Origin of the sequence: Streptomyces sp. NPDC015532, assembly GCF_043078065.1 — a bacterium.
Lineage (GTDB): Bacteria > Actinomycetota > Actinomycetes > Streptomycetales > Streptomycetaceae > Streptomyces.
The window spans coordinates 39,531-54,992 of the sequence record NZ_JBIBSY010000006.1; the positions used below are offsets into that span (position 1 = coordinate 39,531).

Consider the following 15,462-nt stretch of genomic DNA (forward strand, 5'->3'; position numbering starts at 1 on the left):
ATTGTCAGGGTGTGCACACCAAAGGATCAGCCTCAGTTCATCCACCCACCCGCACCTGAGACAATGACGATCAGTCACAGCGGGGCGGCGCGATCGGTCGCACACCGTTCTTGCCGCGGCTGGGGAGGGATGGCGCTCGGCGACGGTGTGGCCGCGGGGGCGATGCCTTCGGAAAACAGACTGGGGATACGGAGCGCTGCTGTTCATGCGGTTTCGGAAGAGTGCTGTCGCTGCGGTTGTGTGCGCCTTGCTCGCTGGTGTCTCGGGGGATTGCGCCGGCGCTTCCGCGCCCGCTCGGGGGCCTGTGGCGGACCTCCTGAACGGCCGGGACTGGGCCCACTTCGCCGGCGGGAAGCCCACCCACGCAGGGGTACGCGTCACACACCTCGACCGGCGCATCACACGCCAGGACGGTACCGGTGGGCAGCCGAACCCGCCGGTGAACCTGCGCGGTCCTCACATGGTGTTCCGAGGGGACGTCCGGATCGAAGCGAGCCTGCGGCGCACGGATGACACGGACGCCTACCTGCATCTGTACGGGGAGACGCCGGTCATCTACGACGAATGGCGCTACGAGCGGCGCGGCGTACGCATCGGCGTGGTCGGCGGGAGGCTCCGGATCGACCGCTGGGACGGGGACTCCGACAGACCTGCGGTGACCCGGACCCTCGGGGGCGGCCTGGGGCACGAAGTCCGCCTCGCCCTCGAAGTCCGCGGAAGCAGACTCGTGGTGGAGACCGACGGAAGGGTCGTGGGAACCGTTCCCGCGCGGGACGTCTTCGGCCGTGGCCGCATCTGGTTCGGCGCGGATGCGGGAGCCCGCGGGAAGGGCTGGACCCTCAGCGATCTCCACGCGCAGTCACTGGGCCGGGGCCGGATGTCCGTCGTGGACGCGCCCGGCCTGCGGGTGCCCCGGTCCACCGACGCGATGCGTGATCTGGCGGCGGGGCTCCCCCGCCCGATCCATATGGGAACCGCCTTGGCCACAGGCCCCTTGCTGACGGCCAGCGCCTACCGCCGGACGGCGGGTGAGGAGTTCTCCATGCTCACACCGGAGAACGACTTCAAGCCGCAGTTCGTCCAGCCCCGACGCGGCGTGTTCGCGTTCGCGGAGGGCGACACCTTGGTGGACTTCGCCAAGGCCAACAAGATGGAGGTGCACGCCCACACCCTCGTCTGGTTCGAAGCCCTGCCCGCATGGATGCGCGCCGAGATGACGCACGAGCAACGCAGGCGCGTCATGGTGGAGCACATACGGGCGGTCGCGGGTCACTTCCGGGGGAAGGTGGCGGAATGGGACGTGGTGAACGAGCCCATGTCCGACGAGGACGAGGACTACTCCACCGGCAACCGGGGCGTGCGGCCACAACTGTGGTTCGAAGCGATGGGTGAGCAGTACATCGACATCGCCTTCAGGACGGCCCGCGAGGCTGACCCGCACGCGGTGCTGTACCTCAACGAGTACGGGGTGGAGGAGGACGGTCCACGCTGGGATGCCCTCTACGCGCTGCTGATCCGGCTGAAGAAGCGGGGCGTTCCGATCGATGGCGTCGGTTTCCAGGACCACGAATACGCCGTCGGCGACCGTACCGACCCCGAGGTCTTCCGACGCAAGGTCCGGGCTTTGGCCGGGCTCGGCCTGAAGGCCCGGGTCTCGGAGGCGGACGTGCTCGTCGACAAGGACGAGGAGGACGTCCAGGCCCGCCAGTTGGCAGGGAAACTCGCCGTCTGCAGCGAAGAACCCAACTGCACCTCGTTCTCGACCTGGGGCTTCACCGACAGGTACGGCTCCACGGCCGACCTCCGGCACTATCCCCCGAGTCCGGGAAACGCCCTTCCCTGGGACACGACGTACGAGGCGAAACCTGCCTACTGGGCATTGCGTGACGTCCTGGACGACGCTCGCCGCTCAGGCACTGGGTAGGTACGGCGAACGCCCTTGAACGGCCAGTCGGAAAGCCACAGGTGAGTTCAAGGACAGTCGCCTGGCCGCGACCGACCGGCACTGGCCGTTCGCCGCGCCGACCGCCTCACCCGCCGCGCGAGCGGCCCGGGTTCTCACCCTCCTGCACCACTTCCGCCAGGCGGGGGTGTTGTCGCTCCGTGACTGTGGTGGGGCCTGCGTGGTCGGGGTTCTGGTGGGGGCCGCGACTGCTGGTGTGTCCGGTACGCGCGGCGCCGGGCAGGACGACGCCGCCCAGTGCTCGCGCCGCGTTGTGAGGGACGGTGCGGAGTTCGTGACGTGGCAATCGAGTGGGACCGCATCGGGCAGCCGGCCTTTGACCGGTATGTCGAGGCGCTGCTGCACCGCATGTTCGATGACGGAGGGCCGGTGATCGTGGTCAACGGGCGCGGCGGCGATGGCATCGATCTGCCGGTCACCGCTGAAGTCGGTCTGCGGATCTTCCAGCTGAAGTGCCACCCAGACGGCTTCCCCGGTTCGCTCAAGGGCCGCCGCGCTTCGATCAATAAGTCGTTCAACCGGGCCATGGCTCACACACCGGTCGAGCGCACCCTTTCCCCCGGCCGCGGCCGTATCGCCCATCCCGCCTGCCTGTTACTCCACTCCAGGCAGGGCAATCGCCTGATATCGACACTGGGACTGCTCACGCAAACCAACCGGCCGTTACCAAAACTCCACGTGCCGACACATTCACGTCGAAAAATCGATACCGACAAACCGATACAGCTCAACAGGTCTACGCGGGCTGGTGTCTTGAAGGGAGGGGCGGGTCGGGAAGCCCCCAGTGTCTGGACTCGATGCCGTCACCTCCGCCTTTCCCCATGAAGATTTGCCGCCCGGGTCCTGCGTCTGGGATCTTGTCCGGGGCGGCGATCTCCAGCAACGCGCTCAGCCGTCGGCACCACTCGCCTCGGCCCCAACCCAGGCCTACCGGTGGAGCCGTGGCCAAGCCGCGAGCAGCGGATCTTCGGACTGTCCATGGCCATACGAAAAAGGAGAAATAGCGTGAACACCGAAAAGCTTACGGCTCGACGCCTTACAGTCGAGGAAGTTTCAGAACTGGGCCCCCAGGAGGAGATCTTCGTCTCGGCAGAGCTGGACGACCTTTCTCTCGACTGCTACGCTCCGGCCTTCCTCACGAAGCCGGGAAAGTATTTCGATGGAGGATCCTTCGTCGCAAGGACAATTTTCGGTAAGGAAATTCATGTCCTTCCGAACAATGTTGAAGAGCGTGGGATCTGGGTTGCCGACGAAGCTGGGGAAGAAATCGAGGTTCTCCAGAGTGCCGGCGTCCTCCTGAACCTCGCTCTCTTCGTGCCCAACGGGAACAAGGAATCTCTGGAGTCGCTCTACACCGCGGCAAGAGAAGCGTTCGGCGCGGGAATCGTTCAGCGCTGGAACGAGGAAGTCGTGGCGGTGCCGGACGTCAAGGTCGACCTGTACGAAGAGCCGGCCCGCGGCCGAAAGGGCACGAGCAGCCAGAACCGCGACCGCCGCGCCTTGGACATCTACCCCACCCGAGTGCGGTTCATAGAGCCCAGCGCCGGCTGGAAGTTCATCGTCGAACCGCACCAGGAGACCATCGACGACACGCCGACGATCTGAGCTGACAGCAGCCCGGAGAAGGTACGCCGACGGCTGCGATCTCTCGCAGTCCGATTTCTTGCACGCAGTATGAGCCAACCGGCTCGGGGCGGGACGGGGCGGGGCGGGGCGGGGCATTGATGCCGACGCCCCGCCCCGCGTCACCCACATAGGTTGCGGAGCCTTCGGCGACCCACCGCGCGGGAACCTGTGGCTGGAACCGAGCCGGTGCATCAGCCTCGTCCTCCCCGAGACGCCGTAGGAGACGTGGAACTTCCTGCCGATCAACAGGGCCACCCTCGCGGCGGTTCACCCCTGGCCCTTCACCCAGCCGTGCGCGGCCGGCCCCTCCTCCAGATACCCGGCCGGCTTCTCCGGGCAACGAGGGGACAGACGGCATCGAGAACCGCTCGCCGTTCGGGACAACCCGCACGTCTTCGCGACGCCGGATTCTCGATACTCACGCTCCCTGGGTCGTCAGAGGCGGGTGGCCATCACGTGCGCGAGGCGCAACAGGTCGCGCACGCCCGGATCATCCCCGTCGGCCCGCGCCAAAGCCGCGCGCTCGGCGTCGCCCAGACCGGCCGGCGACCGCCGCAACAGCGAACCGGGATGGTGCAGATCGTGCACCCGGGTCACGAACGCGAAGGAGCGGCGCCGCGGCGGCGCGTCCACGTCGAGCTGCCCGGAGTAGATGACGTGACGTCCGCCCGGCGCCGCCAGCACCGCGCGCAGGCGACGGGCGGAGCCGACGATCGCGGGCGGGGCGTCGACCGGGGCGAGACCCCGCCACGGGTCGAAGAAGCGGACTCGGTCCTCGGAGCCGGCGTGACCGCCGACCACGTCCCAGGCCGGGACCGCGCACAGCTGCGACAGCATCGGGGTGTCGCGGGACGCCACCGGCCGCATCCCGTCGGCGTCCAGCCGCCACAGCACCAGCCCGCCGTGCCGCCCCGCCGTCACGAGCGCGTCCTCCCCGGCGAAGACCAGCTCCCGTACCGGCGCGTGCTCCGCCGGTACAGCGGCCGCGTCCAGCGCGTGGCCGAGTGCGGCGTGGACGGCGATCAGGCGGTAGCCGTCGCACAGCACCATGCGGTCGCCCCTGGGGGTCACCGCCATCGGACCGCCGGTGCTCAGCGCCCACTGCCCGAGGTCGACCTGGCGCAACTCCCCGGTCGTCCTCAGGACCAGGACCTGCGGCGTGAGGGGCAGCGAGACCACGCATCCGTACGCCGTGGCCGCCAGGTGCGCCCCAGTCAACGTGCGGCTCTGCGCCAGCACCCGCGTCTCGGACGACGTGTGCCGGACCAGTTCAGCCCGGGCCGCGTACCCCTCGCTGCGGCGCAGCGCGATCACGTCCCCGGGGCCCAGGACGGCGAGCGACTCGTGGCACACGGGGCCGCGGTGGAGCACCGTCCGCGTGCCGGACACCGGCTCAAGGGTCTCGATCACCTCGCGCGACTGCTCGTCCGGGTCGTCCGTCACGTGCGCGGTGGCCAGCACCTCGCCGCCGTGCCCGAACGCGCTGTGCGCCGCGGAGAACACGCCGAAGTCCTCGGGCAGCGTCCGGGTGGCCGCGCCGGCCGCCCCCTCTACGAGGGCCCGGGCGCGGCGCGGGGAGAGGGACCGCAGCCAGCCGAACAGTTCCGCGTCCAGCGGACGGTCCGGCGCCCCGGCGCGCCGCGGTATCCGGTGCACGAGGTACACCGCGTCGGCGAGGGGAGCGGAGCGGACGAGCTCCCAGTACGCCGGCCAGTCCCGCCGACGCGCGAGTCCGCTCGCCGTGTCCTCCAGTACCGCCGCCGACACGTGCCGCACGGGCAGCAGCTCCGGAAGCCACCCGTCCACCGCGATCCGGGCCTCCGGCACCTGCCGGCCCAGGGAGTCGGGGTCGAGCACCCGCCGCGGAACGTCGGCCTCCGGCTCCGGCGGCAGGCCCGCAGCCCGGAGCGCACTGTTCTGCCGCGACACCGCGTCGCCCAGGGACGACATGTAGGTGGCGGGCGCGCGGTCGGCCAGCCGGCGCAGCCACGTCACCGCCTCCTCGCCGACCTCCACGGCCTCCTGGGGACGGTCTGCGTCGAGCAGGATCCCGTGCAGGCTCATCAGCGCCGTCGTCCACGCAGAGGTGTACCGGTGCGGATCGGCCTCGGCGAGGCGCCGGTTGAGCTCGGCCACCTCCCGCGCCGGCTCGACGGCCTCCACGTGCCGGCCGCGCGCGGACAAGTGCTCGCGCAGTCGCTCCAGCGACGCGACGAGCGGCGTGTCCTCGACCAGCGCCCCCTCGCGCACCAACTCTCGGCCCAACTCGACCGCTTCGCGCAGGGCGACATCCTCCGCAGGCGGACGGAACGTGAGGGCTGCCCCGTTGGACAGCGCGATCGCCAACCCCCTGCGCTGCCCCGGATCGTGGACGGCTGCCCTGCGGTACGCGCTCGCCGCCTCCTGGTTGGCCCGGTACGCCTCCTCCCACCGACCGGCCGACTCCAGATGCACACTGACGTTGGCCAGCGCGGTCGCCCGGTACGGTTCGTACCGGCGCAGATCGTCCCGGCCGAGACGGGTGAAGAGGTCCACCACGCGCTGCTGCGTCGCCACCGCTTCGTCGACCTCGCCGGTGCGGTGCAGCAGACCGGCTACGTTGGTCAAGGTGCGGCCGACGTGCTCCTCGTACGTCTCCGGATCGTCGGCTGCCAGCTCCTGGAAAAGCTCGGCGCCGCGCCGCGCCGCCCGCAGCGCCTCCTGCGTGCGCCCCAGTTCGTGCAGGTCGTTGCCGTGCCCGGCGTACAGCCAGGCGCGTTCGTGCCGGTCCGGTGCCGCCGCGATCCGGGACGTGAACAGCCGGACGTTGACGGCGGCCTGTCCCACCACGAGGTTCGCGGGGGTCGGGTGCGGCACGGCGTCCACCACGTCCTCCAAGAGCGCCGTCGTGATGTCGGGCAGCTCGGCCAGAGCGGTGAGGGCGGCGCCCCCGGCGGCCACGCCGAGGCCGGGATCGGCGGCCAGCAGCGGATACAGGCAGGCGGGCCCGAGGTGCGGCCAGCGGCCCGCCCCCGCGATCAGCGTCGAGACCCCCCGGGCGGGGCCGGAGCCGTGCCGCAGCACGGCGCCCGCGGTGTCCGCCGCCCACGCCTGCGCCGGGTAGTCGGCCGCGTGGCCCGGCACGGTCAGCGCGACGAAGTCCTCCGCCAGCCGGTCCGGATAGAGCGGTTCCAGGACCGTGCCGTCCACGCCCTCGGGCGGCGGATAGCAGACGCCGTGGTCCGCCAGCACGGTGGGCGTCGGCTGCCCGACCTCCAGCGCGTCCACCAGTAATGCTCCCTGCTCTTGCGGCTGCGCGCCGCTCAGGGAGGCGGCGAAGACCACCCGGTTCATGACCGCGGGGGCCAGGGTGATCCGTCCCGCGCCCCGCCGGTCGTGCAGCAGCACCCAGCCCAGATGCTCGCGGTCGAGGAGGTAGAGGGTGAGCCCTGCCAGATCGGGCGGGGCGCGCCGACCCGAGGCCGCGGCGTCGACGGCGACCAGGGCGGCCATGTGCACGGCGAGCACCAGCCTGAAGTCGTCGTCGGCGAGGTCGGGTTCGCCCGCCGGCGCTACGATCCCGTACTGCTCGGCGAAGGCGGCGCGTGCCGCACGGAACATCGCCCCCCGCTCGCCCTGCCCGGCCGCCTGGCCGCTCGGCTCGTCCAAAGGCCCGAGGGCCTGTGCCGACACGTCGATCTGCTCACTGGCGAGCGCCCCGCGCAGCGCCGGCCAGGAATCAGTGCCGCGCGCCAGCAGCAGGACGCGGGCGCGCACGTCCGGCCGGTGCAGCAGGGCGTTGCTGAACAGCCAGGTGAGGGTGGTCAGCGGCCAGCGATCCGCGTAGTCGACCAAGAGCAGGAGCCCGGCCGCACTGTCCGGCGTCAAGTCCTGGCTGCCGGGCGGCGGCAGCACGGTCCCGGGCCCCTCGACCGCGGTGACCACCTTCCAGCCCTGCCCGGACAACTCGGCGGCCAGCTGCTGGGCGAGCCGGGTCTTGCCCTGCCCGCCCGGCGCGTGCAGCCAGCGCGCCGCCCGCTGCGGACCGCCGGCGCACCAGGCGTGCAGCGCTCCCAGTTCGTCCTCCCGCCCGGTGAACGGCGCCACGGCGAACCGAGCGTGGAGCATCCGGCTGGGCTGCTGCCGCAGCCACCGCGGATCCGCCTCGGGGGTCGGTGCCCAACGGCGCAGCACGTACAACGGCGTGCCGTCGCCGAACACATGGATGTCCGCGCCGACGACACCGTAGGCGAACCCGCCCGTCGCGCTGACGTGCTGCTCGCTCACGTCGCGCGGTCACCGCGGCCGGCGCCGGGCTCCTGATGGACGATCACGTTCCCGCCCTGCGCGCCGAACGCCTGCCCGTGGTCGCGCGCCTCGACGTGCTGCACCCAGTGGCGCTGCTGGGCGGGCAGTTCGTCCTGCAACCGCCGGGTCAGCTCGCGCACGTCGTCGGCCGCCTCCGGGTGCGCGCGAAGGAACTGCTCGAGCCGCAGCTGCCAAGCCGGTGCCAACTGCCGGCGCGCCGTCTCCGGATCCTCCGCATCAGACACCAGCGCGGCCTCGCTCTCCAACAGGGCGACCAGCGCTCCCTGTCCGGGTGCGTCAGCCCGCCCGAACAGCCGCAGCAACCCGGAGCGCGCGGCGCCCCAGGCGTCCGTCGCCATCGCGGCGACGAGCGTCGTCGAAGCGGCCGTCGCGACCGCCGCCAGGGATTCGATCATGGGTGTCCTCCCGTTGCCGTGCCCGCCCCATCGTGCCACCGCGGCGCGGCCCGCGCCCGCACCCTCCCCGACCAACGTGCCGCGGTTATATGGTGGTCGGCCGCACCACCGGGACAACGACACGGCGACGACGCCGTGGGCGAGGGGGCGTCGTGTGGCGTCGCAAGGGCCCGAACCGCACCGGCCTGCGCCGGCAGCTCCGCACGGCGCGCGTCCTGTTCGACACCGGCGACTTCGCCGCGGCGGAGGTACTCCTGCGCGGCCTGCTGCCCGACTGCGAGGCGGAGCTGGGAGCGAACCACGGGGAGACCATCGGCCTGCTCAACCTGCTCGGCTCCACCCTCTACCAGCAGCGCAAGGCGGCTGCTTCCGCGCAGATCGCCCGCGAGGCCACCGACCGTGCGGCCCGCGCCTGGGGCCCCGACGACCCCGCGACGCTCGACTGCGCTCACAACCTCGGCGGGGCCCTGGCCATCCAGGGTGACATCTCCGCGTCCGTCGCGGTTCTCGACGACACCTGGCAGCGCCGCACCCGCCGCCTGGGAGCCGCCCACGAATCCACCCTCACCACCGCCAACACCCTCGGCGCGACCCTCTTCGCCGCAGGTCTCCGCCGCGAAGGCCTCACGGTCCTGCGCCAGGCCCACGCCCAGAGCATGGGCCTGCCGGCCGGGCATCCGGTGCGTGGGGAGATCGCCGACAATCTGCGGATCGCGGAACGGAACGCGGGCGGCTGACACCGTTTCCTGCATGGCCAGTTGGTTGGTGGCGGGGTCATGGGAGTGGGCGCTGGGGATGGATCGCGCCGGACGGATGGTGGGAGACCGCGAAGCCGTTGCTGCCGTCGGCACGCTCGAGATGCTCGTCGGCCAGGGGCTGGTCGACCGGTCCCGGGCGGTACGGGACTCCACTCATGTCCGCGCTGAAACCGCCTAGGACACGAATCCCGCAGCGAGCATTCCAAGCCCGAGCGACTCCACGCCGACGAGGCCTACCGGTTGCCCGGTGCGACCCACACACGCCGGCGTTGATCGCACCGTCCTGCGCGTATTGCGGTGACCTGGGTGGGGCCGTGTCACAGGTATCTCGTAGGCTTCCAGCCATGAACGAGGGTGATTCCGGCAGACGGGTCATAGAGGGGCGCTTCGAGCTGGATACGCGGCTCGGTGGCGGTGGCATGGGCACGGTGTGGCGCGCACGCGATCTGGTCCTTGACCGGGCCGTGGCGCTCAAGGAGGTACGGCCGCCCGATCCGGGTCTTGCCGAGTACGACCCGCAGGGCGCGGCCATGCTCCGGGCCCGAGTGCTGCGCGAGGCACGGGCGCTGGCTCGCGTCGTTCACCCCAATGTCGTGACCATCCACCACGTGGTGGACGGCGGGGAATACGTCTACCCGTGGCTCGTCATGGAATTGGTGACCGGCGGGTCACTTCAGGACCGGCTCGACAAGGGGCCGTTGGCGCCCGCCGACGCCGCCCGGCTGGGTCGCGAGGTGCTGGCCGCACTGGGCGCCGCGCACGATGTCGGCATCCAGCACCGGGACGTGAAACCCGCCAACGTGCTGATGAGGCCCGACGGACGTCCCGTCCTCACCGACTTCGGAATCGCGACCATCAGGGAATCGACCGCCCTGACCATGACCGGGTCGATCATCGGCACGCCCGACTTCATGGCGCCCGAGCGCATCTCCGGCGGCGAGGGCGGCCCGGGCTCCGACCTGTGGTCGCTGGCGATGATGCTGTACGTCGCCGTCGAGGGACATCACCCGCTGCGCAGGGGAACCACCCTCGCCACGCTGGCGGCACTGCTGAGCGAGCAGCTTCCGCCACCCGTCCAGGCCGGAGTCCTGACCGGGTTCCTGAACGCCGTGCTCGTCAAGAACCCTGCCGACCGGGCGGACGCGAAGACCGCGGACCAGATGCTCGCGGAGGCGATCGAGGGCGGCCACACGGCTCGAAGTGCTCCCGCCGGGGCGGACGTGGTCACGTCGTACAGGCTGACACCTCCGCCGGGTCCGACACCCGCACCCTCCGCACCGGTCGGGTCCGGACCGCCTGCAGGCTTCGGCCCGCCTTCCGGCTTCGGGCCGGCTTCGGGCTTCGGTCCGCCGACTCCCTACCCGGCAGGCCCCACCCGGCCGACGCCGGCACGGCCGGGCGACCCCGCGAAGCGGCGAATCGCGATCGCCTCGTCCGTCGTCGGTACGGTGCTGGCAGGAGTCCTGGTGTGGACCCTGCTACCGGACGGAGGCGACAAGGACAACGGAAAGCCCTCCGCCTCATCCGGCGCGACCTCGACCAGGACGACGGACCCCGCTCGCACACCGTCCCGCTCGGCCCCGGCGCCCCAGACCGACGCGAAGACGGATCTGCTCACCCCCGACGGCATCCGGACGGCGGTGAGGAAGATCAAGGCCGCGACCGGCACGGACCGCGCATGCGACCTCACCGTCTACCCGACGTACGTCTCCGCGGACATCATGGTCAAGGGCAGCGACACCAAGTACGACAGTTACACCTACCGCCCGGGCCAGGGCGTCGAGAAGGGCATCATCAGCAGCGCCATCATCGGCGGCAAACGCCCCTTCAGTCTCGACAGCTTCGACTGGGACGTCCTTCCCGCCCTGCTGAAGCGGGCAAAGAAGGACCTGAACGTACAGCGGCCGACTATGCGTTACGTCCTGGTCCGCCCTGCCGACGACACGTTCGACACCCCGCTGGGACTGGCTGTCTATCTCGCCGACGACCACGTCACCGGCTACCTGGACGCCGACCTGAAGGGCAAGGTCACCAGGGTGATGCCGGCCCAGGACTGAGCAGCCTGTCGGCCGACTCGATCACGCCGCCCTGCGCCCACCGGCCCAGCCCACCCTGCAGGTGGGCCGGTGCGCCCAATCGGCCACGACCGGCGTGCCGATCGGTTTCGTTCGGCACCCGTGGTACCTGCGCTGCCCGGCCGCTCCGAAGCGAGACCTGCCTCAGGTGACTCCTCCCCCGGCTGAGGCAAGGGGCTTCTCGCTATGCCGGGTCGGCGTCGTGACGGACCAGCCCGGCACAAAAGTGCCTGGCATGACCGTCACCACACAAGCGCAGTGATCTCCGGCGCTTCGCGCCTCCAGACCGAGGATCGCATTCCCGCCCGACCTGAAGGCCGGGATTCCCTGCGAAGAACAAGGGATGGCCGACAGCGGTCACGGACACGTCAGGAACCCGCCCGAGTGCCGTCATTGAGGGCCGCACGGCGTGGTGGGACCGCTCCTGCCCCAGGAGCCGAAGTTGACGCAGCGGCATCGCCCGCCCCGCCGAGATCACTCAGACGTACTCCGTCGCCGCGTCCAGCAACCAGTCCGCCAGATAGCCCGCGAAGGACGAACGGACCAGTACCCAGAACCCGGCCCTGGGTTCGTCCCGGGCGACCAGGACGACCTGCGTGCGGCCCAGGGTCGTCTGGGCGCAACGGCCGGAGCCGAAGGCCCTCGGATGCAGATCCAGCGCGCAGCCGTGCGCCAGCAGATCGCGGGCGCGGGGACCTGTCACGAGGATCGTGGTGCGCTGGGCGGAGACGTCGGTGACGGAGACGGGCTCGTCTCCCGCTGTCTCCCGGATCCGGTGCTCCAGGTCCCGTTCACTGCCGGTCGGGCCGGTCACCAGCCATTCGTCCGGACCGAGCCACAGCACGGTCAGTTCCCCGGCGCGTACGACGGTGTTGGGTTCGAGGGGCAGTTGCAGGCCCAGTGCGAGCCCGACGGCGTCCGCCGCCGCTCCTTTGGCGTCGAGGCGCACGTTGATCTGGGCCAGGAACGGCAGTTCGGCCAGCCGTATCGCGCCCCCCGACGTGCGGGTCACGGTGGCCAGGCGGTCCGCGTCCTGCGCCAAGGGGCTGCGGAGCGGGGCGCTCAGGGCGGTGTCAGCCATCGCGGCGGGCTCCCTCGGGGTCGTAGAGGACGGGGCTCGCGACGGTCACCGGGACCATCCGGTCACCGACGGGGGCGTACAGCCGCTCGCCGATGCGGTCACGGCCGCCCTTGATCAGGGCGAGCGCGAAGGTCCGGCCGAGGGCGGCACTGCGGTAGCTGGAGGTGACATGGCCGAGCATCGGGACGGGCGGTGCGGGCAGTTCGCTGTCGGCGACCAGGTGAGTGCCCTCGGGGAGGAAGACGGCCGGGTCCACAGGGAGCAGGCCGACGAGGTGCTTCCGGTCGGGGCGGACGGTGTCGGCGCGGGCGTAGGAGCGCTTGCCGATGAAGTCGGGCTTCTTCTTCGACACCGCCCAGCTCATGCCCAGGTCCTGCGGGGTGACCGTGCCGTCGGTGTCCTGACCGATGATCGGGTAGCCCTTCTCGGCACGCAGGACGTGCATGGTCTCGGTGCCGTACGGGGTGATGCCGTACGGGGAACCGGCCTCGTGCAGTGCCTGCCACAGGGTGAGTGCTTCCCAGGGTGACACGTTGATCTCGTAGGCGAGTTCGCCGGAGAAACTGATCCGGCACACCCTGGCCCCGATGCCCGCGACGGTGGTCTCCCGCCACGCCATGAACGGGAAGTCGTCGTTGGCCACGGCCAGTTGGGGTGCCAGCGCGCCGAGGACGTCGCGGGAGCGGGGGCCGACGAGGGCGACGGTGGCCCACTGTTCGGTCACGGATGTGCAGTGGACCTTCAGTTCGGGCCACTCGGTCTGCAGCCACTCCTCCATCCAGTCCAGTACGACGGCCGCGTTTCCGGTCGTGGTGGTGACCAGGAAGCGGTCCTGGGTGAGGCGGATGACGGTGCCGTCGTCGAAGACCATGCCGTCCGGGCGGCACATCACGCCGTAGCGGATCATGCCGACCTTCAGGGTGCTCATCATGTTGGTGTAAAGCAGGTCGAGGAAGACGCCCGCGTCCGGGCCCTGTACGTCGATCTTGCCGAGGGTGGAGGCGTCCATGAAGGCCACGCCGTCGCGGGCGGCGGCGCACTCACGCAGGACCGCGGCTTCCCTGTCCTCGCCGCCCTGCGGGTAGTACCAAGGACGCTTCCACTGGCCGACGTTCTCGAAGAGGGCGCCGTGCGCGACATGCCACTCGTGGATGGCGGTCGTGCGGACCGGGTCGCTCAGGACGCCACGGTCACGGCCGGCGAGCGCCGCGAAGGAGACCGGCGTGTACGGCGGCCGGAACGTGGTCGTGCCGAGCGCGGAGATGTCCACGCCGAGCAGTTCGGCGACGACGCCGCCGGCCAGGAGCCCGGAGGTCTTGCCCTGGTCGTTGGCGGTGCCCGCCGTCGTGTAGCGCTTGGTGTGCTCGACCGAGCGCAGACCGGCGCCGGCCGCCCGGGCCAGGTCGTCGACGGCGACGTCGCGTTGGAGGTCGACGAAGCGGGGCGAGTCCGGAGCACCGGGGACGGCGTACACGTGCATCGCCGGCGTCTGCCGCGGCCGTACGGCCACCGCCGGCAGGTGGGGCGACTGTGAGGTGTAGCCCTCGGCCTCGATCGCGCGGGCACCGGCGGCGGCACCCTGGGCCAGGACCTCGGCCGGATCCAGGGCACCGCTCGCGCTGCCCGCGACCTCGACCGCCTGCCGGCAGGTGTCCGGCACGAAGAAGCCCAGTGCCTCGTCGTACCGCAGCTTGCCGCCCGACTGGCTGAACAGGTGGGCCACCGGGTTCCAGCCGCCGGAGACCAGCAGCAGGTCGGCGGTGAACTCCCGCTGTCCTTCGGACTCTCCGTACGGGGCGACGGTCACCGCGGTGAGCCGCGCGTCGCCCTTCGTGCCGGTGACGGCGTGCCCGGCCATCACCTCGATACCCGCCTGCCGAGCGCGCTCCGCCCACTCTCCCGGTGCGGGGCGGGTGTCGACGATCGCCGCGATGTCCACGCCCGCGGCGGTGAGGTCCAGCGCCGCATCGTAGGCACTGTCGTTGGTGGTGAGGACGACCGCATGGCGGCCGGGCAGCACACCGTGACGGTTGACGTAGGTGCGGGCCGAGGCGGCGAGCATCACACCGGGGCGGTCGTTGTCCGCGAACGCCAGCGAGCGCTCGTGGGCGCCGGTGGCCAGGACGACGCGACGCGCCCGGATGCGCCAGACGCGCTCGCGGGAGACGTGCTCGGGGGCGTCGGCACCGAGGTGGTTGGTACGGCGTTCGACGGCGAGGAGATGGTTGTCGTCGTAGTAGCCGAAGACGGTGGTACGGCGCAGGATTCGCACCTCGGGGGCGTTGTCGAGCTGCCCGGTGACATCCGCCACCCAGTCGAGGTGTTCGGCCGTGCCCAGGAGGCTGCCGCCCGGCTCGGGTTGGTCGTCGGCGAGGATGACACGGGCTCCGCTGCGGACGGCGGCCGCCGCCGCGGCGAGCCCGGCCGGTCCCGCGCCGACGATCAGCAGGTCGCAGTGGGCGTGTACGGCGTCGTAGCGGGCGGGGTCCGGTTCGCCGGCGAGGCGGCCCTGGCCGGAAAGGCTGCTCGCGACCAGGCCGTCGTAGAGCTCGACGGTGGTCGCGGGGAGCATCGGCTCGGGGAAGGGCGCCTCGATCTGGACGATCGCGTTGGGCTCTTCCACGCCGGCCGAGAAGATGCCTCGGGGGCGGCCGAGCTTGACGCTGGTGCCGGCCTCGATGACGCCGTTGGCGAGGAGGGCGGAGGCGAGGGTGTCGCCTCGGACGCCCTGGTACTCGGTGCCGTCGAAGGTGAAGGTGAGGGGGGTGTCTCGGTGGATGCGGCCGCGGGTGGGGTGACGGAACGGCTGGCCTGTGGCGGAGCCACTGATGGAGGCAGCACCGCCACCGCTCCCACCCGTCCCGTCCTGAAGGGGCTGCGTCCCCTGGACCGGCGTCGGCGGTGAAGGGGTCTTGTCCTCGCACTCCCCCCGAGGGGGTACCCCCGGACAGGCTGAGCGCACTGGGCGGGGCCCGGGCGCCGCCGGGCGTTCCTCACCCGCCAGGTACACCGCCAGGATGTCGTTCGTGGTCGTGTCCCGTACCGCGTTGAACCACTTGCGGCAGCCCGCCGCGTGACTCCAGCGCTCGGCGAACGGGCCCTTCGGGTTGTCGCGGAAGAACAGATAGCGGGCCCACTCCTCGTCGGTGAGGGCCGAGGGGTCCTCGGGGTAGGGCACGTGGGCCTGGCCGCCGTAGTGGAACTCGGCCTCGTCGCGGGGCCCGCACCACGGGCAGGGGATGAGCAGCATGGTCGG

The 15,462-nt window shown here is 71.2% G+C and carries 10 protein-coding genes and 1 pseudogene; 6 read left to right on the forward strand and 5 right to left on the reverse strand.

Annotation, left to right across the window (positions count from 1 at the left end; translation table 11 throughout):
- Positions 1-460 precede the first annotated feature (460 nt).
- The 3 genes from ACF07B_RS20415 to ACF07B_RS20425 all read left to right on the forward strand — a co-directional run bounded on the left by ACF07B_RS20415 (position 461) and on the right by ACF07B_RS20425 (position 3,568).
- On the forward strand, positions 461-1,924 hold the full coding sequence (locus tag ACF07B_RS20415) for an endo-1,4-beta-xylanase (protein ID WP_392179918.1): 1,464 nt from the start codon (positions 461-463) through the stop codon (positions 1,922-1,924).
- Positions 1,925-2,242: 318 nt separating this feature from the next.
- The gene (locus ACF07B_RS20420) at positions 2,243-2,788 is read left to right on the forward strand and encodes a hypothetical protein (RefSeq protein WP_392179919.1); all 546 of its coding nucleotides are present in this window, start codon (positions 2,243-2,245) and stop codon (positions 2,786-2,788) included.
- Between the two features lie 180 nt (positions 2,789-2,968).
- Positions 2,969-3,568, forward strand: a complete 600-nt coding sequence (locus ACF07B_RS20425) for a hypothetical protein (RefSeq protein ID WP_369480422.1) — start codon at positions 2,969-2,971, stop codon at positions 3,566-3,568.
- A 222-nt stretch (positions 3,569-3,790) separates the two neighbouring features.
- Here the strand turns inward: ACF07B_RS20425 and ACF07B_RS20430 are convergent.
- The 3 genes and pseudogenes from ACF07B_RS20430 to ACF07B_RS20440 form a co-directional block, all read right to left on the reverse strand.
- A pseudogene (locus tag ACF07B_RS20430) lies at positions 3,791-3,844 on the reverse strand (hypothetical protein); the annotation flags it as partial.
- Positions 3,845-4,024: 180 nt separating this feature from the next.
- Entirely contained in the window at positions 4,025-7,855 is a 3,831-nt protein-coding gene (locus tag ACF07B_RS20435; RefSeq protein WP_392179920.1) for a hypothetical protein, read from the reverse strand.
- Entirely contained in the window at positions 7,852-8,292 is a 441-nt protein-coding gene (locus ACF07B_RS20440; protein WP_392179921.1) for a hypothetical protein, read from the reverse strand. Before ACF07B_RS20440 ends, ACF07B_RS20435 begins: the two co-directional genes overlap by 4 nt.
- Positions 8,293-8,444: 152 nt before the next feature.
- Here ACF07B_RS20440 and ACF07B_RS20445 point away from each other — a divergent pair, with 152 nt between their 5' ends.
- The 3 genes from ACF07B_RS20445 (at position 8,445) to ACF07B_RS20455 (ending at position 11,107) form a co-directional block, all read left to right on the forward strand.
- Complete coding sequence (locus tag ACF07B_RS20445; protein WP_392179922.1) at positions 8,445-9,029, forward strand: tetratricopeptide repeat protein; 585 nt, start codon at positions 8,445-8,447, stop codon at positions 9,027-9,029.
- 13 nt (positions 9,030-9,042) lie between these two features.
- Positions 9,043-9,228, forward strand: coding sequence for a hypothetical protein (locus ACF07B_RS20450; RefSeq protein ID WP_392179923.1), 186 nt, complete (start codon positions 9,043-9,045; stop codon positions 9,226-9,228).
- Positions 9,229-9,394: 166 nt separating this feature from the next.
- Positions 9,395-11,107, forward strand: a complete 1,713-nt coding sequence (locus ACF07B_RS20455) for a protein kinase (RefSeq protein ID WP_392179924.1) — start codon at positions 9,395-9,397, stop codon at positions 11,105-11,107.
- 496 nt (positions 11,108-11,603) lie between these two features.
- On the opposite strand, the gene ACF07B_RS20460 is transcribed toward ACF07B_RS20455, so the two are convergent.
- Entirely contained in the window at positions 11,604-12,206 is a 603-nt protein-coding gene (locus ACF07B_RS20460) for a sarcosine oxidase subunit gamma (protein ID WP_392179925.1), read from the reverse strand.
- The gene (locus ACF07B_RS20465; RefSeq protein WP_392179926.1) at positions 12,199-15,456 is read right to left on the reverse strand and encodes a sarcosine oxidase subunit delta family protein; all 3,258 of its coding nucleotides are present in this window, start codon (positions 15,454-15,456) and stop codon (positions 12,199-12,201) included. Before ACF07B_RS20465 ends, ACF07B_RS20460 begins: the two co-directional genes overlap by 8 nt.
- Positions 15,457-15,462 lie beyond the last annotated feature (6 nt).

What these genes read in the sequence shown, in the direction of transcription:
- ACF07B_RS20440 (WP_392179921.1), bottom strand. Translation starts at nt 8,292, where the DNA reads ATGATCGAATCCCTGGCGGCGGTCGCGACGGCCGCTTCGACGACGCTC.
- ACF07B_RS20455 (WP_392179924.1), top strand. Translation starts at nt 9,395, where the DNA reads ATGAACGAGGGTGATTCCGGCAGACGGGTCATAGAGGGGCGCTTCGAG.
- ACF07B_RS20450 (WP_392179923.1), top strand. Translation starts at nt 9,043, where the DNA reads ATGGCCAGTTGGTTGGTGGCGGGGTCATGGGAGTGGGCGCTGGGGATG.
- ACF07B_RS20415 (WP_392179918.1), top strand. Translation starts at nt 461, where the DNA reads ATGGTGTTCCGAGGGGACGTCCGGATCGAAGCGAGCCTGCGGCGCACG.
- ACF07B_RS20465 (WP_392179926.1), bottom strand. Translation starts at nt 15,456, where the DNA reads ATGCTGCTCATCCCCTGCCCGTGGTGCGGGCCCCGCGACGAGGCCGAG.
- ACF07B_RS20460 (WP_392179925.1), bottom strand. Translation starts at nt 12,206, where the DNA reads ATGGCTGACACCGCCCTGAGCGCCCCGCTCCGCAGCCCCTTGGCGCAG.